The organism is Hydrogenophaga sp. GW456-12-10-14-TSB4 (assembly GCF_059424305.1).
The window spans coordinates 68642-88819 of the sequence record NZ_JBWKZH010000016.1 but is presented as its reverse complement, the minus strand read 5'-3'; the positions used below and the strand labels follow the sequence as shown (position 1 = coordinate 88819).

At 69.4% G+C, this 20178-nt stretch carries 18 protein-coding genes; 7 read left to right on the top strand and 11 right to left on the bottom strand.

Features of this window, described 5'->3' with window-relative positions; all coding sequences use genetic code 11:
- The 5 genes from AC07ZS_RS10655 to AC07ZS_RS10635 form a co-directional block, all read right to left on the bottom strand.
- Window positions 1–463: cupin domain-containing protein (locus AC07ZS_RS10655; protein ID WP_494798572.1), on the bottom strand; the 463-nt coding region annotated here is incomplete at its 3' end.
- Window positions 464–585: 122 nt separating this feature from the next.
- Window positions 586–1338, bottom strand: coding sequence for an SDR family oxidoreductase (locus AC07ZS_RS10650; protein WP_494798570.1), 753 nt, complete (start codon window positions 1336–1338; stop codon window positions 586–588).
- Window positions 1339–1346: 8 nt separating this feature from the next.
- The gene (locus AC07ZS_RS10645) at window positions 1347–2132 is read right to left on the bottom strand and encodes an ABC transporter permease (RefSeq protein WP_494798569.1); all 786 of its coding nucleotides are present in this window, start codon (window positions 2130–2132) and stop codon (window positions 1347–1349) included.
- A 37-nt stretch (window positions 2133–2169) separates the two neighbouring features.
- Complete coding sequence (locus tag AC07ZS_RS10640) at window positions 2170–3171, bottom strand: ABC transporter substrate-binding protein (protein ID WP_494798568.1); 1002 nt, start codon at window positions 3169–3171, stop codon at window positions 2170–2172.
- Window positions 3172–3217: 46 nt separating this feature from the next.
- Window positions 3218–4054, bottom strand: coding sequence for an ABC transporter ATP-binding protein (locus AC07ZS_RS10635; RefSeq protein WP_494798567.1), 837 nt, complete (start codon window positions 4052–4054; stop codon window positions 3218–3220).
- 226 nt (window positions 4055–4280) lie between these two features.
- On the opposite strand from AC07ZS_RS10635, the gene AC07ZS_RS10630 reads away from it, so the two are divergent.
- The 5 genes from AC07ZS_RS10630 to AC07ZS_RS10610 all read left to right on the top strand — a co-directional run bounded on the left by AC07ZS_RS10630 (window position 4281) and on the right by AC07ZS_RS10610 (window position 9567).
- Window positions 4281–4451 carry a hypothetical protein gene (locus AC07ZS_RS10630; protein WP_171020127.1) on the top strand — a complete coding sequence of 57 codons (171 nt, stop codon included), beginning with the start codon at window positions 4281–4283 and terminating at the stop codon, window positions 4449–4451.
- Between the two features lie 149 nt (window positions 4452–4600).
- A complete protein-coding gene (locus AC07ZS_RS10625) occupies window positions 4601–5083 on the top strand; it encodes a MarR family winged helix-turn-helix transcriptional regulator (RefSeq protein ID WP_494798566.1) in 483 nt (160 codons plus the stop codon).
- 98 nt (window positions 5084–5181) lie between these two features.
- On the top strand, window positions 5182–6594 hold the full coding sequence (locus AC07ZS_RS10620) for an efflux transporter outer membrane subunit (protein ID WP_494798565.1): 1413 nt from the start codon (window positions 5182–5184) through the stop codon (window positions 6592–6594).
- A 43-nt stretch (window positions 6595–6637) separates the two neighbouring features.
- Window positions 6638–7933, top strand: coding sequence for an HlyD family secretion protein (locus tag AC07ZS_RS10615; protein ID WP_494798564.1), 1296 nt, complete (start codon window positions 6638–6640; stop codon window positions 7931–7933).
- A gap of 17 nt (window positions 7934–7950) precedes the next feature.
- Window positions 7951–9567: a DHA2 family efflux MFS transporter permease subunit gene (locus AC07ZS_RS10610; RefSeq protein WP_494798563.1), complete on the top strand. Its 1617-nt coding sequence runs from the start codon at window positions 7951–7953 to the stop codon at window positions 9565–9567.
- Between the two features lie 13 nt (window positions 9568–9580).
- On the opposite strand, the gene AC07ZS_RS10605 is transcribed toward AC07ZS_RS10610, so the two are convergent.
- Window positions 9581–10243 (bottom strand): class I SAM-dependent methyltransferase, encoded by a 663-nt coding sequence (locus tag AC07ZS_RS10605; RefSeq protein ID WP_494798562.1) that lies wholly within the window; start codon window positions 10241–10243, stop codon window positions 9581–9583.
- Window positions 10244–10321: 78 nt separating this feature from the next.
- On the opposite strand from AC07ZS_RS10605, the gene AC07ZS_RS10600 reads away from it, so the two are divergent.
- A complete protein-coding gene (locus AC07ZS_RS10600) occupies window positions 10322–10666 on the top strand; it encodes a heavy metal-binding domain-containing protein (RefSeq protein WP_494798561.1) in 345 nt (114 codons plus the stop codon).
- Here the strand turns inward: AC07ZS_RS10600 and AC07ZS_RS10595 are convergent.
- Complete coding sequence (locus AC07ZS_RS10595) at window positions 10663–11268, bottom strand: glutathione S-transferase family protein (RefSeq protein ID WP_494798560.1); 606 nt, start codon at window positions 11266–11268, stop codon at window positions 10663–10665. The two genes, AC07ZS_RS10600 and AC07ZS_RS10595, sit on opposite strands and share 4 nt — an antisense overlap.
- Window positions 11269–11384: 116 nt before the next feature.
- On the opposite strand from AC07ZS_RS10595, the gene AC07ZS_RS10590 reads away from it, so the two are divergent.
- Window positions 11385–12359, top strand: a complete 975-nt coding sequence (locus AC07ZS_RS10590) for a helix-turn-helix transcriptional regulator (RefSeq protein ID WP_494798559.1) — start codon at window positions 11385–11387, stop codon at window positions 12357–12359.
- A 2-nt stretch (window positions 12360–12361) separates the two neighbouring features.
- Here the strand turns inward: AC07ZS_RS10590 and AC07ZS_RS10585 are convergent, their stop codons facing one another.
- The 4 genes from AC07ZS_RS10585 to AC07ZS_RS10570 all read right to left on the bottom strand — a co-directional run bounded on the left by AC07ZS_RS10585 (window position 12362) and on the right by AC07ZS_RS10570 (window position 20088).
- A complete protein-coding gene (locus tag AC07ZS_RS10585; RefSeq protein WP_494798558.1) occupies window positions 12362–13588 on the bottom strand; it encodes a lytic murein transglycosylase in 1227 nt (408 codons plus the stop codon).
- A 72-nt stretch (window positions 13589–13660) separates the two neighbouring features.
- On the bottom strand, window positions 13661–14335 hold the full coding sequence (locus tag AC07ZS_RS10580) for a hypothetical protein (RefSeq protein WP_494798557.1): 675 nt from the start codon (window positions 14333–14335) through the stop codon (window positions 13661–13663).
- 28 nt (window positions 14336–14363) lie between these two features.
- Window positions 14364–18947 carry an nSTAND1 domain-containing NTPase gene (locus AC07ZS_RS10575; RefSeq protein WP_494798556.1) on the bottom strand — a complete coding sequence of 1528 codons (4584 nt, stop codon included), beginning with the start codon at window positions 18945–18947 and terminating at the stop codon, window positions 14364–14366.
- A 148-nt stretch (window positions 18948–19095) separates the two neighbouring features.
- Entirely contained in the window at window positions 19096–20088 is a 993-nt protein-coding gene (locus AC07ZS_RS10570) for a ZIP family metal transporter (protein WP_494798555.1), read from the bottom strand.
- Window positions 20089–20178: the final 90 nt, after the last annotated feature.

Below are 20178 nucleotides of genomic sequence, written 5' to 3'. Positions count from 1 at the left end.
GGTAGGTGGGGGTGATGGGCTTGGGCGAACCCAGCATCACGCACATCAGCGCGTCTTCGTCACCCACGTTGTGCTCTTCGCGGTACACGCCGGGCGGCACCGAGATCAGGTCGCGCTCGCCGACGATGGTTTCCCAGCGCTCGCCGTCCTTCTCGCAGACCACCTTCATGGCGCCGCGCATGACGAAGAAGATTTCTTCCACGTCGTAGTGGATGTGCGAGGGGCCGATGTTGCCGGCCGGGATCACCATGGTGGAGAAGGTGAAGTGGGCGGCGGGCACGGTGTTGGTGTCCTTGTTCACGCCGGTGCCGCCGGTGCCCACGTAGCGCATCTGCGCGCGGCGGTACTTGGGGTCGAAGTCGGCCTGGAACTTCAGCGCGTCCCAGTCGTAGCTGCGCGTGCTCTTGCGCGCCACGCGGCTGTCCATCCACTGCGCGAAGGTCTGGCCTTCCTGGCGCATCATCACGCGCTGCGTGTCGGCTTCGGGCGGAATGTTCGCGTCCATCAGGCCGCGTTCGTTGAACACGGGCGCGTTGGCCGCTGCGGGTTTGGTGATGGTGGCTGTGCTCATCGGTTTTCTCCTTTTCAGTTCATCGTGAAGCCGCCGTTGACGGGCAGCAGCTGACCGGTAATGAAGCCGCTGGCCTGTGTCAGCAGGAACAGGGCGGCGGCGTTGACGTCTTCGGGGATCTGCGGCCGCTGGATCGCGCGGCCCTTGAGGTAGTGCTCGTGCCGCTCCTGCGGCACGTAGGCGGTGGCTTCGACCAGGGTGAGGCCGGGGGCAATGGCGTTGACGGTGGTGCCGTCCTCGCCCATCTCGCGCGCCAGCGACTTGGTCATGGCGATCACCGCGCCCTTGCTCGCCACGTAGGCCAGCAGGCGGGGCGCGCCCCACAGCGCGGTGTCGGAGGCGATGTTGACCACGCGGCCACCACCGGCGGCGGCCAGGTGGGGGCGCGCGGCGGCGGTGACGAGCCAGGTGCCGCGCACGTTCACGTCCATCACCAGGTCCCAGGTCTCGGGGCTGAGCTCGCCCATGCCCTTGCCGCCGGAGTTGGTGATGGCCGCGTTGTTGATCAGGCCGTCGAGGCCGCCCAGCCATTGCGCGGCGGCGTCCACACCGGCGCGCACGCCGGCCGCGTCGAGCAGGTCCAGCGGCACGTAGTGGGCGTTGGGCCCGAGGTCCTTGGCGAGCTGCTGCCCGGCGTCGTGCAGCACGTCGCTGATGACGACGCGCGCGCCGGCCTGCACCAGGGATTGCGCGAAGCTCGCGCCCAGGCCGCGGGCGGCGCCGGTGACGAGGACGCGGCGGCCGGTGAGCTGGATTTCTTGTGCCATGGTTTTCCTCAGGCCACGCGCCGCTCGGCGCTGGGCAGGTAGTGGAGCACGCGCTTCTCGGCGATCACCACGGCGTAGTAGGCAATGATGCCGATCACGGTGAGGGCGGCGATGACCACGAACACACCGGCGGTGTTGCCCTGGCCCTCGAAGAACACCAGCATGTAGCCCAGGCCCATGTTGCCGCCCACGAGTTCGCCGACGACCACGCCGATCACCGCCAGCGTGCTGGCGATGCGCAGGCCCGAGAACAGGGGTGGCAGCGTGGTCGGGAACTCGACCATGCGGAACACCTGCAGCCGGGTGGCGGAGAAGGAGCGCGCGAGGTTGATCAGGTCGTGGTCCATGGTGCGCATGGCCGAGAGCACGTTGATGAGCACCGGGAAGAACACGATCAGCACGGCCACCAGGATCTTGGGGTACATGGTGTAGCCCAGCCACATCACGAACAGGGGCGCGAACGCCACCTTGGGGGCGATCTGCAGCGCCAGCAGGTAGGGCGAGAGCACGGCTTCGACCTTGGGCGAGAGGCCCAGGGCGTAGCCGATCAGCGCGCCCAGCAGCGAGCCCAGGATGAAACCGATGACGACCTCCGCGCCGGTGATGCCGGCGTGCCAGAGCAGGCGCTCGCTGCCCCAGATGCGCACGGCTTCTTCCCACACGCGCGAGAACGGCGGCAGCACGAATTCGGGCACGCCCAGGACACCGGGCAGGTATTCCCAGGTTCCCATGAACAGCACCAGAACCAGCAGGCTCCAGAGCGCTGTGCTGTAGCGCTGCAGTAGGTCTTTCATCTCGCGACTCTCAATGGCGGTAAGAAGGGCGCGCGGCTTACTTGGCCGTCACGAACTGGTTGGTGTAGAGCTCTTTGACCGGCGTCTCCTTGGGCACCACGCCGTTGGTGACGTAGAACTTCTGCAGCTCGGCCAGGCGGGCTTCGTCCATCGTGCCGGGCACCTTCTGGGCGGCGTAGACGTACTTGTTGAACAGCTCGAAGGCCTTCTGGATGCTGGCTTCCTTGCCCTTGTGCACCGGCACGTGCGCCACGTAGGCGGTGGTGGCGGCCTTGGGGTCGGCCATGATGTCCTTCATGCCCTTGAGCGTGGCGCGCACCAGCTTCTGGATCAGCTGCGGGTTCTTGGCGATGGTCTCGTCGGAGGCCAGGATGGCCTGGGCCATGCTCTTGAAGTAGATGTCGGCCGGCAGGATGTCGACCTGCGCGCCGGCTTCCATCGCGCTCACCGTCCAGTCGGGCACGCCGGCCATGGCCGAAGCCTTCTTGGCGGCGAACTGTTGCCACACACCGGCGGGGCCGGCGGCCTGGATGTTGACGTCGTTCTTGGTCAGGCCGACCTTGCTGAGCATGCCGAGCAGGGCGTAGTAGGTGGTGTCGGTGTAGGCCAGGACGGTGACGGTCTTGCCCTTGAGCTCGCGCGGGCTTTCGATCTTCTCGTCCTTGTGGCTCACGAGCTGGGTGAGCGAGCCGGCGCCGAGCACGGCCACGGCCTTGACGGGGATGCCCTGGGCGCGGGCGATGATGGGGGTGTCACCGATGGCGCCGCCGATGACGGCGTTGCCGGCACCGATCTGCTTGGCCACGTCCACGCCGCCGCGGGCGGTGACGAAGTTGACCTTGAGGCCTTCCTGCTCGTAGTAGCCCTTGGCCTGGGCCAGCATCCAGGGACCGAAGGCCGGCAGCGTGCCCGGGGCGGGCAGCAGGTAGGTGATTTCCTGCAACTGGGCATGGGCCGCCAGGGGCGACGCCAGCGCCGCAGCGGCGAGCAGGCTCAGGCAGGCACGGCGGGTTCCGTTGAAAGCGCGGGTCATCTTCATGGCAACTCCAGGGGCAGGTGGGTGAATGGAAAAGGGGAGGCGGGATTCAGTGCACGTCGGTCTGCGCGTCGAGCTTGAGCAGGTCCATCAGGCGCGAGACGTAGTCGCCCACGGCGGGGTGCTTGCGGCGCGCCATCGGGTTGTCGCGGCCGGGGATGTCGACCACGATCTCTTCGACGATGGTGCCGGGGCGCTCGCTCATCACCAGGATGCGGTCGGACAGCGCGACGGCTTCGGCCAGGTCGTGGGTGATGAAGAGCACGGTCTTCTTGTGCTCGGCCACGGTGCGCGCCAGGTCCTGCTGCAGGATCATCTTGGTCTGCGCGTCGAGGGCGGAGAAGGGCTCGTCCATCAGCAGCACGATGGGGTCGACCGCGAGCGTGCGGGCCATGGCGGCGCGCTGGCGCATGCCGCCGGAGAGCTGGTGCGGGTAGCTGTTGCCGAAGCCCTTGAGGTGGCACTGGGCCAGCAGCTTCTCGGAGATGGCGGCGCGGTCGGCGGCGCGCACGCCGCGCAGCTCCAGGCCGAACTCGACGTTCTGCGAAATCGTGCGCCAGGGCATGAGCAGGTCTTTCTGCAGCATGAAGGCGACGTGCTTGTTGGGGCCGGTGACCACTTCACCGTTGACCTTGACGGTGCCGGCCGAGGCCTTGGCCAGGCCCGAGCCCATGTTGAGCAGGGTGCTCTTGCCGCAGCCCGAGGGGCCGATCAGCGACACCACTTCGCCCGGCTGGATGGACAGCGTCACGTTGCGCGCGGCGATCACTTCGGGGTTCTTGCCCCGTGCGGGGAATCGCTTGTCCACCCCGATGAATTCGATCGCGGGATGCAAGCTGCCGGTGGTCGGGTGGCTTGCGCGGGTGCCGTGAAGTGCGTCGTTCATGGGAGCCTGCGGGTGGATGTTGGCGTTTTGTATATGAAACGTTGATTCATTACAGAATCAATGCTAGGGCTGTTGCGGGGCTTTGTCTGGAAAAACCGACTAAGGCCGCGGGGTATTGGCAGAGGGCGCCGGGCCCCGCCGTTCTGCGGGGCGGGCGGGCGGTTGGGAGAGGGGCCCTCGTCTATGGCCTAATAGCGGCTTTTGCAATCTCTCTCAGGAACCAGCCATGGGCAACAAAATCGTCACCGAAGCCGACCGCAAAGCCACTCCCCGTCCGAAGCCCGTCGCTGGCGTCACCCTGACCACGCCCGGCCGCGGCCAGCGCGTGAGCCTGGAGCGTGGCGTGGCCACGCGCAGCAAGAAGAACCCGGGCAAGCGCTCGAAGAAGGGCGGCTGATCGCCCCCTGGCCCTCCCGGCCAGGACCCCGCAAGAAGGCCCGCATCGCGGGCCTTTTGTTTTTTCGGGCCGGCTTTTCTTGGCCCTGTCGTGCTCGCGGGTTTTTTTGAAGCCAAGACAAATATTGCCTAGGCATGTATATTCGCGGCATGCCTCGCACCACCCCACCAGTCGCGTTCTACGACGGTCACAACTTCACGCCCAACCAGAGCGTGGGTTACCTCATGAAGCGCGTGATGATGTCCATCGTCTACCAGGCCGACAAGCGCCTGTGCCTGCACGACCTCACCACCGCGCAGTGGGGGCCGCTGATGAAGCTGCGCATGCAGGGCACGGCCACCGTGGCCGAGCTCGCACGCTGGTCGCAGATCGACGCCGGCGCCATGACGCGCCTGCTCGACCGACTTGAAAAGAAGGGCCTTTGCACGCGCGTGCGCTCCACCGAAGACCGCCGCGTGGTGGTGGTGGAACTCACGCCCGAAGGCAAGGCCGCCATGGAGCACGTGCCCGAGGTGCTCGCCGACGTGATGAACCAGCACCTGGCCGGCTTCAGCAAGACGGAGTGGCAGGCGCTGATCGGTTACCTGAACCGCATGGTCGAGACGGGCGAGGCGCTGAAGGACTCGGGCTGACGGCCCGCCAGTGAACACCTGCCTTGCCGCCTTGTTGAATCCATTACTTGCCTAAGCAAATGAAGCCTTATCAAATATCTCCCGCCCGCCGCACCGCCGTGGCCCTGACCGCGGTGGCGATGGCCGCCGTGCTCGCCGGTTGCGCCAGCAGCGCCGGCATCCAGTCGCAATCCACCGCGCTGGCGGCGCAGGCCGTGGGCCTGGCGCAGCCCGCGACCGGTGCGGCCCCGCTGGCGGTGCCGGCCGACTGGTGGCGCGCCTGGGGCGATGAGTCCCTGGTCCGCGTGATCGACCAGGCCTTGCAGGCCCAGCCGTCCCTCAAGGTGACCGAGGCTCGTCTGCGGCGCGCCCAGGCCGCCACGGCGGGCGAAGAGGCCAACGACGGCCTGAAGATCAACGGCAGCGCCGACGCGACGCGCCAGCACTTCAGCGCCAACAGCATTTATCCCGCGCCGCTGGGCGGTTCCACCCGCACGCTGGCGAACGCGCAGATCGCGGGCAGCTGGGAGTTCGACTTCTTCGGCCTGCACCGTTCGGCGATCGAAGCGGCCGTGGGCAGCGAGCGCGCCGCCGCGGCCGACCTGCAGGCCGCGCGCAACGTGCTGGCCAGCAACGTGGCGCAGACCTATGTGCAGCTGGGCCGCCTGCTCGCGCAGCGCGAGGTGGCGCAGCAGGCCCTGACCCAGCGCGAGCAGATGCTGGGCCTGATCCGCCAGCGCGTGGACGCCGGGCTGGACACGCGCGTGGAACTCAAGCAGGGCGAGGGCGCGCTGCCCGATGCGCGCGTGCAGATCGAACAGATCGACGAGCAGATTGCCGCCGCGCGCCACGCGCTGGCCGCGCTGGCCGCCTTGCCGCCGCAGAGCTTCGACCAGCTCAAGCCCGACCTGCAGGCCCTGCGCACCCTGGCGCTGCCCGAGGTGCTGCCGGCCGACCTGCTGGGCCGCCGCCCCGACATCACCGCCGCGCGCTGGCGCATGGAAGCCGCCACCAAGGGCGTGGACGTGTCCAAGGCGCAGTTCTATCCCAACGTGAGCCTCACCGCCTTCGTGGGCCTCTCCAGCATCGGGCTGGACCGCCTGGTCGATTCGGGCAGCCAGCACTACGGCATCGGCCCCGCGATCCACCTGCCGATCTTTGACGCCGGCCGCCTGCGCGCGCAACTGCGCACCCGCACGGCCGACCTCGACGCCGCGGTGGAAAGCTACAACGGCGCGGTGCTCGAAGCGGTGCGAGAAACCGCCGACCAGCTCAATGCCCGCCAGTCGCTGGAGCGCCAGCGCGAGCAGCAGGCGCAGGCGCGCAGTGCGGCCGAGGCGGCCTACGACATCGCCACCCAGCGCTACCGCGCGGGCCTGAGCGGCTACCTCACCGTGCTCAGCGCCGAGACCTCGCTGTTCAGTCAGCGGCGCCAGACCGTGGACCTGCAGGCGCGGGCCCTGTCCACCCAGGTGGCGCTGGTGCGCGCCCTGGGCGGCGGCTTCGAGACCGACGCCCCGGCCTCGCACTGATTCCTTTTCTTCTTATCTTGCTCACCGACAACCGGAGCCTCTCATGACCACCCCTTCCGACAACACCGCACCGCAAGGCAACCCCGCCCGCAAGAAAGCCCTGACCGCCGTGAGCGCGGTCGTGCTTGCTGCCGGCCTGGGCTACGCCGCCTACTGGGCGCTGGTGCTCAACCATTTCGAGACCACCGACAACGCCTACGTGCAGGGCAACCTGGTGCAGATCACGCCGCAGGTGGCGGGCACGGTGGTGGCGATCAACGCCAACGACAACGACCACGTGCAGGCCGGCCAGTGGCTGGTGCGCCTGGACCCGACGGACGCGAAGATCGCGCTCGAACAGGCCGAGGCCCAGCTGGCGCAGACTGTGCGCGAGGTGCGCACGCTGTACGCGAACAACCGCACCCAGGGCGCGCAGATCGCGCTGCGCGAAGCGGACCTGGCGCGCGCGCAGGCGGACCTGCAGCGCCTGCAGGACGACGTGGCGCGGCGCCAGCCGCTGGTGGCCTCCGGTGCCGTCGGCCAGGAAGAGTTCAAGCACGCCACGGCCCAGTTGGCCGCCGCGCGCAGCAGCGCCGAGGCCGCGCGCGCGGCCGTGCTCGCCGCGAAGGAACAGCTGGCCTCGAACCAGACGCTGACCGAGGGCATCGCGGTCGACCAGCACCCCAGCGTGCTGCGCGCTTCGGCCCGCGTGCGCGAGGCTTACGTGGCGCTCAAGCGCGTCGAGCTGCAGGCGCCGGTGGCTGGCTACGTGGCCCGCCGCAACGTGCAGCTGGGCCAGCGCGTGCCGGCCGGCTCGCCGCTGCTGTCGGTGATCGCGCTCGACCAGGTCTGGGTGGACGCCAACTTCAAGGAAAGCCAGCTCAAGAACCTGCGGCTGGGCCAGCCGGTGGAACTCAGCGCCGACGTGTACGGCAAGAACGTGACGTACCACGGCACCATCGAGGGCCTGGGCGCGGGCACGGGCGCGGCCTTCGCGCTGCTGCCGGCGCAGAACGCCACCGGCAACTGGATCAAGGTGGTGCAGCGCGTGCCGGTGCGCGTGCGCCTGGACGCCAAGGAACTGGTGGACCACCCGCTGCGCCTGGGCCTGTCGATGGAAGCGCGCGTGGACGTGAGCAAGACCGACGGCCGCATGCTGGCCGATGCGGCCGCCGCCTCGCAGGAAGTGCAGACCGCCGTGTTCGAGCAGGACAACCGCGAGGCCGACACGCGCGTGCAGCAGATCATCGGCCAGCACGGCGGCGGCACCGCGCGCGCCACGGCGGCGGTGCGCAAGCCCGCCGCGCCCGCGGCACCGGCGATCCCGGTGGTGTCGGACTCGCTGGCCCTGGTCCGTTGAAGCGGCGCTGATCGACCATGGCCGACAGCCACGCTCTCCCCGCCTCGGGGGCCTTGCCCACCGAGGCCCCGACACCGGCCCCGGCGCCGAGTGCCTCGCCGCCGGTGTTCGAGCCCCTCAAGGGCGCTCAGCTGGTGCTGGGCACGCTGGCCTTGTCGCTGGCCACGTTCATGAACGTGCTCGACACCTCGATCGCCAACGTGTCCATTCCCGCGATCGCGGGCGACATGGGCGTGAGCCCGGCGCAGGGCACCTGGGTGATCACCTCGTTCGCGGTGGCCAACGCCATCTCGGTGCCGCTCACCGGTTGGCTCACGCAACGCTTCGGGCAGGTGCGCCTGTTCACCATGAGCGTGCTGCTGTTCGTGGTCGCCTCGTGGCTGTGCGGCCTGGCGCCCAACATCGGCCTGCTGATCGCGTTCCGCGTGCTGCAGGGCCTGGTGGCCGGCCCGATGATCCCGCTGTCGCAGACGCTGCTGCTGGCGAGCTACCCGCGCGCGAAGGCGGGCACCGCCATGGCCATGTGGGCCATGACCGTGCTGGTGGCGCCGGTGGCCGGGCCGCTGCTGGGCGGCTGGATCACCGACAACATCTCGTGGCCGTGGATCTTCTACATCAACATCCCGGTGGGCCTGGTGGCCGCCGCGCTCACCTGGTCCATCTACCGCAGCCGCGACCCGGGTCCGCGCCGCGTGCCGCTGGACGTGATCGGCCTGGTGCTGCTGGTGCTGTTCGTCGGTGCGATGCAGATCATGATCGACATGGGCAAGGAGCTGGACTGGTTCGCGTCGGGCGAGATCATCGCGCTGGCGGTGGTGGCGGTGGTGAGCTTCCTGTTCTTCCTGGCCTGGGAGCTGACCGACAAGCACCCCATCGTGGAGATCCGCCTCTTCGCGCGGCGCAACTTCGTCACCGGCACGCTCGCGCTGTCCGTGGCCTACGGCCTGTTCTTCGGCAACGTGGTGCTGCTGCCGCTGTGGCTGCAGCAGCACATGGGCTACACGGCGACCTGGGCCGGGCTGGCCACCGCGCCGGTGGGCCTGCTGGCCATCGTGCTCTCGCCCTGGGTGGGCAAGAACGTGAGCCGCATCGACCCGCGCAAGCTCGCCACGGTGGCTTTCATCGGCTTCGGCCTGGTGCTGTGGATGCGCTCGCACTTCAACACCCAGGCCGATTTCATGACCATCCTGATCCCCACGCTGTTGCAGGGGGCGGCCATGGCGTTCTTCTTCATTCCCTTGCAGGCCATCGTGTTCTCGGGCCTGCAGCCGCAGCAGACGCCGTCGGCCGCCGGTTTGTCCAACTTCGTGCGCATCACGGCCGGTGCGGTGGGCACCTCGCTGTTCACCACGCTGTGGGACAGCCGGGCCTCGCTGCACCACGCGCAGCTGGTGGAGTCCATCCACACCGGCAACGCCACCGCCATGGCCACGCTGGACCAGCTCATGGGCAGCGGCCTGAGCCGCGAGCAGGCGCTGGCCAACATCGACCGCATGATCAACCAGCAGGCCTACACGCTGGCGGTGACCGACCTGTTCTACCTCTCGGCGGCGCTGTTCTTCGTGCTGGTGGCGGTGATCTGGTTCTCCAAGCCGGTGCTTGGCGCGGCGGTAGACGCCGGCGGCGCGCACTGAGCGCCGCCGCAGTTCAGCGCGTGAAGCTCAGGAAGCGGCCTTTGTAGGTCTCGCCGTCTTCCAGCTGCCGGTCGGCGGCCTGCATGCTCAGCGTGAAGCCCAGCGCGGCCATGTCGCGGCCGAAGGCCGCGCGGTTGCCGCGGTCCGGGTCGACGATGATCACCACCGCCGTGGGCGAGGCGTGGCGGAAGATGAAGGCCGCGAGCTGCGCGGGCTGCTGGCGTTCGTAGAGCAGGTCGCTGCCCACGATGAGGTCGAAGCGGCCCAGGGCCGGGTTGTCGGTGGCGGCGGTGCTTTCCCAGTTGCCGGCCTGGTAGGGCATCGGGCCCAGACCGTTGAGCGCGAGGTTGTGCCGCAGGAATTCTTCGGTCAGCGGGTGCCAGTCGCTCACCGTGACGTCGCCGCCGCGCCGGTGCATCACCAGGCTGGCCAGTGCCAGGCCGGCACCGATCTCCAGCACCCGCAGGCCCGCGATGGGGTGGGTGAGCATGGCCAGTGCCAGCACGCGCGAGGAGGGCCACACCTGACCGAAATGCGACCAGCCCGCCGGTGGCAGGCCGATGTCGGCTGCGTGGTGCTGGGTGTCGGTGTATTGCTGGTCGTCGAGGAGACGACGGATGTGCCAGTCTTCGCCGCCGAGACTCAGGGTCTCGGTCCGGACCTGGTAGCCTGGCATGGGAGCTTTCGTTGGAGGGGTGGCCCACGGTACCATGCCCGGGCACCCGCCGGGCGGTGCGTTGGCGGGAGTTTTCACATGGGCTGGTTTTCCAAAAGCAAGGACGGCTTCTTTCTCAGCACCACCACGCCCGAGGGCGTGGAGCGGTCGCAGTACCTGGGCATCGTGCACGGCGAGGCCATCATCGGCGCCAACATCTTCCGCGACCTGTTCTCGTCGGTGCGCGACGTGGTGGGCGGCCGCGCCGGCGGTTACGAGCGGGCCCTCTCGGGCGCGCGCGACGCCGCCATGGAAGACCTCATCGAATCGGCGCGCGAGATGGGCGCCACCGGCGTGATCGGCATCGACTTCGACTACGAGGTGCTGGGCGAGACCAACGGGATGATGATGGTCGCCGTGAGTGGGACGGCGGTGAAGCTTTAGGCGTCGATCTGCATCGCCGGCCGCGCCTGCACCTTGCCGAGCCAGGCCGCGACGTGCGGGTGCGAGCCCACTGGTGCGCCGATGTAGGCGCTGTAGCCGATCACCGAGCCCACGATCAGGTCCACCAGCGAATAGGCGGGGCCCAGCATCCAGGGCTGCGCCGCCAGGCGCGCGTCCAGCAGTGCGAGCAACTGATCCAGCCCTTTGTGTGCCGATCTGCCGTGCGCGTCGTCGGGCGTGCCCAGGTCGCGCGCGGCCTGCAGGCGCACCAGCTGGGCGCCATAGGTCACGTAGGACCAGGTGCTCCAGGCCATGGCCTGCAGGCGCTCGGGCGTGCCCGAGGCCGGCCACAGGCCCTTCTGCACGCCGTAGGTTTCGCCCAGCCACATCTCGATCGCCAGCGCCTCGAACATGGGTGCGCCGTCCACCGTCAGCGTGGGCACCTTGCCGTTGGGGTTGAGGGCCAGGTAGTCGGGCCGGCGTTGCTCGCCTTGCGTGATGTCGATCTTCACGCGCTCGTGCTTCACGCCGAGTTCGGCGAGGGCGCAGGCGACCGGGGTGGCGCTGGACATGGGGTGCCAGTAGAGAACGATCTGGGACATGGTGGGCTCCTGAAAAAGGGGTTGTGACTTCGGCTCGACACCGCGTCGGGCACGTGCCTGCAATGTCGCGCCCATTGCGGACAGATTCGGCCCTCGATCCGAGGTAGAGTGGCGCCATGCTTTCATCGTCTTCACGGCTGCTGCGCGTGTTGTCCCTGCTGCAGACCCGCAGCCACTGGGCGGGCACCGAGCTGGCCGATCGGCTGGAGGTCCACCCCCGCACCCTGCGGCGCGACATCGACCGCCTGCGCCAGCTCGGTTACCCGATCCACGCCAGCAGCGGCGTGGCCGGCGGCTACGCGTTCCGTGCGGGCCAGTCGCTGCCGCCGCTGCTGCTGGACGACGAGGAGGCCCTGGCCGTGGCCATCGCGCTGCAGGTCGCCGCGTCGGGCACCGTGAGCGGGGTGGAAGAGAGCTCGCTGCGCGCGCTCGTCAAGCTGGAGCAGGTGATGCCCACGCGGCTGCGCCGCCGCACGGGCGCGCTGCGCGCGGCCATCGTGCCCTTGCAACGCGGTGGGCCGACCATCGACGCGGGGGTGCTGGCCCTGTTGGCCGTCGCCTGCCGCGACCAGCTGCAGGTGGGCTTCCGCTACCGCGACATGCGCGGCCAGAGCAGCGTGCGCACGGTGGAGCCGCAGGGTCTGGTGCACACCGGCAGCCGCTGGTACCTGGTGGCCTGGGACCCGGCGCGCGACGACTGGCGCACCTTCCGCATCGACCGCGTGGAAGGCGCGCCGAGCACCGGGGCGCACTTTGCACCGCGGGCCGCGCCGGCAGGCGACCTGCGCGCCTATGTGTCGGGCACGCTCGCGGGGGTGCAGCACGGCGATGAGGCGCGGGTGGTGCTGCACCGGCCCCGCGAGGCGATGGCGCGCATCATCCCGGCTTCGGCCGCCACGCTCGAAGCCATCGACGACACGCGCTGCCTCATGCGCTGCGGTGCCGGCCAGCTGGAGTCGCTGGATTCCCTGGCCTACTGGCTCATGGCGATGGACGTGGACTTCGACGTGCTGGAGCCGCCCGCGCTGCATGAGCGCCTGCGCGCGGCGGGCGAGCGCCTGGCGCGCAACCTGGCCCGCGCGGGCCGCTGACTTCAGCCGCCGCGCAGCGCCTTCAACAGCTTCTGGCCGGCGCGCCCGTTGCTCTCCTGGCCCAGCCGTGTCTGCTCGGCTCGGATCGCCACGCGGCTCTTTTCTCCCAGCATGCCGTCGACCTCGCCGATGTCGTGGCCGCGGGCGATCAGCAGGGTCTGCACCTCGCGGCGCTCGGCGCGCGAGAGGCCGGGGTCGTCGGTCGGCCAGGGGGTGACGAAGGGGCCGTCGCCGCGCAGCCGGTCCGACAGGTGCGCGATCGCCAGGCCGTAGCTCTCGGCCGCGTTGTAGCTGTAGATCGCATCGAAGTTGCGCAGCACCAGGAAGGCCGGCCCCAGCGGCCCGGCGGGCGTGAGCAGGCCGGCGCTGCCGCCGGCCGGCAGGGGCGAGCCGTCCACGCGCCGCACGCCGCGCGCCGACCAGTCGTCCATGGTGCGCTTGGTGCGTCGGCCTTCGCCGCTGGTGTTGAGGTTGGGCGGCAGCTTCACCTCGAAGCCCCAGGGCTGGCCGTTCTGCCAGCCGGCCTTGGCAAGGAAGTTGGCGGTCGAGGCGAGGGCGTCGGGCGTGCTGTCCATCAGGTCGGCGCGGCCGTCGCCGTCGAAGTCCACCGCCAGACGCTCGAAGGTGCTGGGCATGAACTGCGTGTGGCCGAACGCGCCCGCCCAGGAGCCCACCAGCCGCTCGGGCGTGATGTGCCCGGCCTGCAGGATGCGCAGTGTGGCGTAGAACTCGGTGCGGAAGTAGGCCTGCCGCCGGCCGAAGCACGACAGCGTGCCCAGCGACTGCACCAGCGGCGACTTGCCGAAGGTCTGGCCGAAGTTGCTCTCCACGCCCCACACGGCGACCACCGTGGCCGGGTCCACGCCGAAGCGTTCCTGGACGCGCTGCAGCGTGCCCGCGTGCTGGGTGAGCAGGGCCTTGCCTTCGGCCACGCGCTGCTCGTCCACCAGGCCAGCGAGGTAGTCCCAGATCGCGGTGCGGAACTCGGGCTGGAAGTTCAGTTTGTCGATCACGCTCATGTCGGGCTGCAGGCCCTGCGTGTAGCGGGTGAAGCTGGCTTCATTCACGCCCACCGCGCGCGCCGGCGCGCGCAGGCCGTTCAGGCAGTTCTCGAATTCGCCAGGGGCCGGCAATGGTGTCGGCGTCGGGGTCTGGGCCCAGCCGGGTGCGGCGATCAGGGTGGCGGTGAGGGCGGCGAGCAGGGTCCGGGCGTGGCTTCTTGCGTTCATCCGCCCGATCTTATCGGCGCGTGTCCCGCTTCCCTGTGGCATCCGGTAACAGCATGCACGCCAGGTCTGTGCTCAGGGCTGGAACTCCCGGGCCAGCGTGAGGGGGGCGTCGACCCGGCACGGCAGGTCGCCGAGCAGCGGGGTGTCGTTCTGCATCTCGACCATGCCGCCGGGGTGGACCAGCAGGTCCGCGACGAAGATCGCGTTGGAATAGAAGACGCAGGCCGAGTACCGGAACTTGCCGTCGGCATCGGTGCCGTGGTAGCGCGGGCTCTGGTGGCGCAGCGCCAGCAGCCGGCGTTCCCTGGATTCCGTTTCATCGGCATCTCCCGCCTGTTTCATCGCGGGGGGCAGGTACGGGTCGTCGAGCGTTTCGATGATGGCGAAAGGCCCTTCCTCGCCGCGCACGAAGAAGCAGAAGAAGCCCATGTAGGCCAGGGCGGCGTCCTCGGTGATGCGCTGGTTGGACTTGGCGTTCGCTTCGTGGATCGGCGGCGAGACACCGTTGAGCCGGTAGATGTCGTCGGCGCCCACCAGCCAGTACAGCGCGGTGGACTCGGGCTTCCAGTGCGGGCAGGTGGCCATGATCAGGCGCCGGCCCGGGTAGTAGGGCAGGGTCATGCTGTGCAGGACCACGTCCGGGTCGTGCTCCGGGCGCCAGCCGCCTTCCTGAAGGCGGGCTTTCATGGCCTGGCTGCCGCTGACCCGTTCCCAGGCCGGGTTGGAGGGGTGGAAGGTGCTGCTCATGTCGTGGCCTTGCTTGAGTTGGCGGGGGTCAGGACAACAGCCGGCGGCGGTTCAGCAGCGCCTCGCGCACGGCGTCGCTGGCCAGGTCTTCGATTTGCCGACCCCAGGCGTCGGGCAGCGCCGGTTCGAGGCCGTGCTTTTCGAGCAGGAGGAACATGCCCAGGCGCCCGAGCTGGACGGCGCTGATCATGGTGTGGGAGAGCGAGCGGGTGTCGCCGGTCAGGTCGGTGCGCGCGAGCAGTTGCTGCGCCAGCGCGCCGTCGGTTTCCCGGGCGGTGTCGCGGGCGATGAGGTCGGTGAGGATGCGCGCCGTCGTGGCGGGCTGCAGGCGCTCGGGGATGGCGGCCAGGATCCACTGGAAAAGGTCTTGCGTGGCCGGGGTGTCGGCGGCGAGCAGCAGGCCGGGGTAGCCGTTGCCGGCCTTCCAGGGATCGACCTCGCCGGCCTCCAGCAAGGGCTGGACGAGATCGGCCATGCCGGCCTGGAGCAGCAGGAGCGCCAGCGAGGTGCCGTCCTCGGCGACGTGGTCGAGGTGGGTGCGGCTCTTGACCTGCTCGAACAGCGCCGTGACCTTCGCCCGGTCGCCCGATTTCGCGGCCCGCATCAGCTCGGTCCAGCCCTCGTCCGTCGGCCGCAGCGGGTCGAAGCTGGGGTGGGCCAGGATGGCCGCCTGCAGCGCGGGCAGGCCGGTGGCCATCTCGTGCGCGCTCTTGCCCTTGGCCCGGATCAGCACGTCGGTCTTCGGCGAGGACAGCAGCGCCTCGACGGTGAGCGCGGTCTGGTTGCGCAGCCGTTGCGACGCGCTCTCACGGTCCTTGTCGTACTCGTGCAGCGCCAGGTGGAGCGCGGTGTAGCCCTCGTAGGCGCCGGACGGGTCGAAGGTGGTGTTGGGGTCGCAGATGGGCACCAGCATCTCCACCGTCTTGTAGCGCTTGCAGTCGGCCGCCAGGCCCAGCGTGGTCCACCCGGTGCTGCGCTTGCCGGCCAGGATCCGGCCGGTCGCCTCGTGGGCGAAGCTCGCCTGGATCAGCTTCCAGTGGCCGTTGGCCGCTGCCACGTCGATGGGGGTGAGCCCATGCTCGTTCTCGGCTTCCAGGTCGCCGCGGGACAGAAAGTGGCGGTAGGCGTCGAGGTTGTCGTTGGTGGCGGCGCAATGCAGGGCGGTCCACTTCTGCGGGTTCATCGCGGTGTGGTCGTAGCCGGCGGCCTCCAGCTTGCGCACGATGGCGAGGTTGCCCACCTGGGCCGCGGCCAGCAGGGGTTGGCCGGGCAGGGCGGCGTCTGTGCGGGGTGTCGGCAGGGCCGCCAGCAGCAGGTCCAGGATGTCCTCCCGCTGCACCCAGGTCGCGATGTCCAGCGCGGTCCCACCGCCTTTCTGTTCCTGGTGGAGGTCGGCGTTCTGCGTCAGCAGGTAGGCGGTGGTCTCGGCCTGCGAGAACGCGCTGCAATGCAGGGGCGATCGGTGTTCCTGCGTGTTCGCGTGCAGGGACGCGGGGTCCCGCAGGGCGTAGCGGCGCATCAGGTCCGTGCAGCCGTAGGAGGCCGCGAGATGCACGTACAGGCCGCCGCGCGTGGAGGTGGGCACGGGTTGGAGCGGCGTGTCGGACAGATCGAAGATCGCCAGCGCGTGGTCGCACAGATGGCGCTCGGCGTCCGGCAGGCTCACCGGCAGGTCCGTGGCCCAGTTGCGGATCTGGGCCTGCAGCACCAGCACGGCGGCTTCCATCTGGTCCGCCGTGGCCTCGGTGCAGGGCGGCCGGCCCTGCGCGTGCCACGCTTCGGCGTCCTTTCTCAGGGCGGCCTCCCGGGCCAGCTCGTCCTTGGTGTCGGCGAACCACTGGGCCGAGCGCCTCCAGCGGTGGATCACGCTTTCGTGCACCAGGCGCCAGCCGCTGGCCGCCGGCACCAGCAGCCGCAGCCGCGTGAATGCCTTGTCGACCTTGCGCTCGGTGGAGAACTCGCGCGCCTTGACAGTGCCCAGCACGATGTTGGTCCGGGCGCCTTCGGCGTCGCTCTTGGACACGCGCACCAGCGGCCGCAGGAAGTGGGCCAGGTCGTTGTCTTCCGCGCCCGAGCGGCGCCAGGCCTCTTCGGCCAGGGCTTCGATTTCCTCCGCGATGGACAGGGACACGCCGCCCAGCGTGTGGGCGTTGATTTTCTCGGGCGCATCGACATTGCCGTCCAGCCCGCGCGCCCGGATCTCGCGGAACAGGTTGTGCATCTTCAGCGAGAGCAGCGGCAAGGGCGAGCCGATGTCGCCGTTGCTCTGGTCCAGTTCGATGGCCTCGTTCACCAGGCGGGTGACGATGGCCTCGTCGAGCTCGAAACCGGCCTCGCGCAGCGGCGCCTGCACGATGGTGCGCAGGAAGTCGGGGTGGCCGTCGTCCAGCCGCAGCCAGTCCGGGTCGCCGACCACGCTGGCGCCGGCCACCGAGGCCAGCTTGTCGAAGCGGCTGTCTTCCAGCGTGAAGACGATCGCCATGTGCGGCAGCGCCGCGAGGTGGTCGATGATGCCCAGCAACGAGGTCCATTCGGGCACGGACTTGCCATCGGCAAGGTCGTCGACGATTTCCTCGAACTGGTCCATGCAGATGACCATGCGCGGCTCGCCCGCCTTCTTGAGCAGCTTGGCGAGGTGGTGGCAGCAGCTGGGCACCACGAAGGCGGGTTGTCCCTGGTACAGGGTGGCGAGCTCCTCGGTCTCGGGCTGACCGAGTGCGAAGCGCATCTTTTCCGTCAGCAGCCGGGCGGCCTCCACCGTCTCGCCGTCGGCGCCGAGGAAGTCGGTGCGCCGCAGCGTGAGCGCCTTGTGGCCTTTCTTGGCCAGGGCCGCGACCAGCCGCGCCTGGACGAAGGACGACTTGCCGCAGCCGCTGGGCCCGCGCACGCCGAGCACGGCGGGCCGGCCGTCCCGCCGCCGCCGGGCCAGCAGGGCGAGCGCCGCGTCCCGCTCGGCTTCCCGGCCGTGGTAGCGGCCGGCGTCTTCGAGCGTGTAGTGCTCCAGGCGCGGGTAGGGGTTCTCGATGTAGCTGGGTGTGATGCCCAGCAGCGTCTGCAGGTAGCGCAGCACCCAGGTCTTGTCCTTGTGCAGGGCATCGGCCGCCTCCACCGTCACGCCCAGCCTTTCCATGAACGTGAGGAAACACGCCGCCGGCCTGGACACGTCGGCCGGTTTCGCGCGCAGCAGGATGCGCAGGTTCCTGCCGCTCATCACGGTGGACAGGGCGAGGTGGGTTTCCACGGTCAGGGGAAACACGCCGCGCCGGGCCGCCTTGCTGCGCTTGCCGAGGTCGTTGGGCAGGTCGATGTCGACGCCGGGCTCACCGTCCTCCTGCCATTGCAGGGCGTCGAGGCGGTCCGCGAACCCGGGCTCGCAGGCCACGCTGGCACCCAGGTGAGGCCCCATCTCCAGCACCGTGGCGCAATGCTGTTCGCCGCACAGCGAGGCGAGGGCGTTCTGGAAATAGCGCGGCGCCTGCTGCTCGCGGTACTCGATCGACGGCACATGCCAGGGCAGCAGGTCGAGCGCGTCGTTGATCCGCATGTTCTCCAGAACGCGGTGGAACGTGGCCCGGATCTGATGGAAGCGGGCCGGTTCCTCGAACAGGCAGTAGTGGATGAGGCGCGTGTGGTCCGGTGCCCCCGCCTGCATCAGGGGGTCGTGCCAGTCGGCCACGCTGGGGGCCTCGTGCAGCACGGCGCGGATGCCGGCTTCCCCGAAGCTGGTCTTGAGCGCGCGGGTGACCCGCTCGTCGATGAGATTCGGGAGCGTGTCGATCTTGTCGCCGAGCTGCTGCACCTTGTCGTCCACACCGGACATCTGCCCCGAGAGGTCGTCCAGGCGCTCGAACAGCTCGCCCTTGAGCCAGGCCAGCGGGTCTTGCGCCAGCCGCTGGTCGATCCGCTCGTCGAGGCCCGACACCAGCTTGATGAGGCGCTGGCTGATGACGAGGTTCTCCCGGCTCAGTTCCTTCAGCACGTCGTGCTGGACCTGCAGGAAGCTCGCGTTCGCGGCGGGGTAGGCCGCCGGGTCCTGCAGCACGCGCGCGAAATCGTCGAACATCAGGGTGCCGAAGGTTCGGGGCTGGTCAGAACCGCTGGTGACGCCCAACCCGGCCCGGGACACCAGCGCCTGCGGCAGCGCTTCGGGCGCACAGGTGATGTCACGCAGGTCGCTCAGGAAGCGGTCGGTGACGTACTGCTTGCCGGCATGCCCGGCGTTGAAGGCCAGGTGGGCCGGCATGCTCTCCACGAAGTGGTAGACGAAATCGTCGATCAGGGAATCGGGCAGGTCCTGTTTGCTGGACAGATTGCAGGCCGCCTCGCGCACCTGGTTCATCGCGCCCGTGAACACGGGCAGGTAGCGCTGGAAGTCGTCCCGCAATTCCTTGTCGGGACACAGCTTCATGTCGTCTTCGCAGGCATTGACGATCGCCTGTGCCGCCGAGATCCAGGACAGCCGCAGGGCCCGCTTGAGGTGGTGGTTCTTGCGGATGTCGTGGAACAGCGCCTGGCAACTGAGCCGGCCCTGCAGTTCCTTGAACTTGCCAGGCATCAGCGCGTTTTCTGCCACCGGGAGCAGCTTCAGGATCAAGCTGGGCCATTCGATCACGCTCTGTCCTCCCGCCGAAGCGCAAGAAAACCCGACGACCTGCCATCGCCGTGGCGGCGGTCGTGGGTTCGGCAACCATTGGAAATACGTCTGGTTACAGCATAAGGCAGCGTGTGCGCCCGCTCAAGGCCGCCCGGCGGGATCTTCCTCAGGCCAGCACGGCGTCGAGCATCAGCATGAACACGAAGCCCGCCAGCAAGGTGCCGGTGGCCAGGGTCTCGAAGCCGCTGCGGTGCGTTTCGGGAATGATTTCATGGCTCACCACGAACAGCATGGCGCCCGCCGCCAGCGCCAGGCCCAGGGGGTAGAACACCGGCAGGCTGCCCAGCACCCACAGGCCCACGATGGCGCCCAGCGGCTCGGCCAGCCCGGTGAGCGCGGCCACGCCCCAGGCCTGCGCCGCGCTGCGGCCCAGCGTGCGCAGGGCCATGGCCACGATCAGGCCTTCGGGCATGTTCTGCAGGCCGATCGCCAGCGCCACCGAGGCACCGGCCTGTGCACCCGCCGCGTCCTGCGGGCCGGCGTAGGCCGCGCCCACCGCCAGGCCTTCGGGCACGTTGTGGATCAGGATCGCCAGCACCATCAGCCGGGCACCCTGCGCGGCGGTGGCGCTGTGGGCCATGGCGTGACCGGGCGCGGCCGGGGGCAGCACGGCGTGTTCGTGGGGCGTGAAGCGGTCCACGGCCAGCATCAGGCCCATGCCCAGCGCCAGGCCCACGCCGGTCAGCGCGGCGGCGCTGGCGCGGCCCTCGAACAGCGCCTGCCCCGCGTCCAGCGACGGCAGCAACAAGGCGAAGATCGCTGCGGCCAGCATCACCCCGGCCGAGAACGAGAGCAGGGCGGCTTCCTGCAGCTTGCTCACGCGCTGTACCAGGAACACCGGCAGCGCGCCCACGGCGGTGGCCACCGCCGCCAGCAGCGAGGCCTGCACGCCGGCCGCCATGGCGCTGCCATGCTCGGCCGCGTCCCACCAGGCGCGCGTGGGCGCCCAGAAGGTGCTGAGCGAGGCCAGGCCCGCCATCAGCAGCAGGCCGGTGCCCAGTGCGAGCAGGGCGTTGCGCAGGGCATGGGGCGGCAACGGCAACTCCCTCTGGGTCAGCTGGGCCCAGGCGGGTCGGACTTGGCGGATCAGTTCGGCCATGGGGGCTCCTGAGTGGAAGGGGAATCAGTCTCTAGTTTGTCAAAAACTATCGACCTTAGTCAATCGATGCTTCCAATGAAGGGGATAGTT

Coding starts and splice junctions, on each gene's coding strand:
- AC07ZS_RS10610 (WP_494798563.1), top strand. CDS start 7,951: ATGGCCGACAGCCACGCTCTCCCCGCCTCGGGGGCCTTGCCCACCGAG.
- AC07ZS_RS10595 (WP_494798560.1), bottom strand. CDS start 11,268: ATGTCCCAGATCGTTCTCTACTGGCACCCCATGTCCAGCGCCACCCCG.
- AC07ZS_RS10650 (WP_494798570.1), bottom strand. CDS start 1,338: ATGGCACAAGAAATCCAGCTCACCGGCCGCCGCGTCCTCGTCACCGGC.
- AC07ZS_RS10640 (WP_494798568.1), bottom strand. CDS start 3,171: ATGAAGATGACCCGCGCTTTCAACGGAACCCGCCGTGCCTGCCTGAGC.
- AC07ZS_RS10600 (WP_494798561.1), top strand. CDS start 10,322: ATGGGCTGGTTTTCCAAAAGCAAGGACGGCTTCTTTCTCAGCACCACC.
- AC07ZS_RS10635 (WP_494798567.1), bottom strand. CDS start 4,054: ATGAACGACGCACTTCACGGCACCCGCGCAAGCCACCCGACCACCGGC.
- AC07ZS_RS10645 (WP_494798569.1), bottom strand. CDS start 2,132: ATGAAAGACCTACTGCAGCGCTACAGCACAGCGCTCTGGAGCCTGCTG.
- AC07ZS_RS10570 (WP_494798555.1), bottom strand. CDS start 20,088: ATGGCCGAACTGATCCGCCAAGTCCGACCCGCCTGGGCCCAGCTGACC.
- AC07ZS_RS10605 (WP_494798562.1), bottom strand. CDS start 10,243: ATGCCAGGCTACCAGGTCCGGACCGAGACCCTGAGTCTCGGCGGCGAA.
- AC07ZS_RS10590 (WP_494798559.1), top strand. CDS start 11,385: ATGCTTTCATCGTCTTCACGGCTGCTGCGCGTGTTGTCCCTGCTGCAG.
- AC07ZS_RS10625 (WP_494798566.1), top strand. CDS start 4,601: ATGCCTCGCACCACCCCACCAGTCGCGTTCTACGACGGTCACAACTTC.
- AC07ZS_RS10585 (WP_494798558.1), bottom strand. CDS start 13,588: ATGAACGCAAGAAGCCACGCCCGGACCCTGCTCGCCGCCCTCACCGCC.
- AC07ZS_RS10580 (WP_494798557.1), bottom strand. CDS start 14,335: ATGAGCAGCACCTTCCACCCCTCCAACCCGGCCTGGGAACGGGTCAGC.
- AC07ZS_RS10630 (WP_171020127.1), top strand. CDS start 4,281: ATGGGCAACAAAATCGTCACCGAAGCCGACCGCAAAGCCACTCCCCGT.
- AC07ZS_RS10615 (WP_494798564.1), top strand. CDS start 6,638: ATGACCACCCCTTCCGACAACACCGCACCGCAAGGCAACCCCGCCCGC.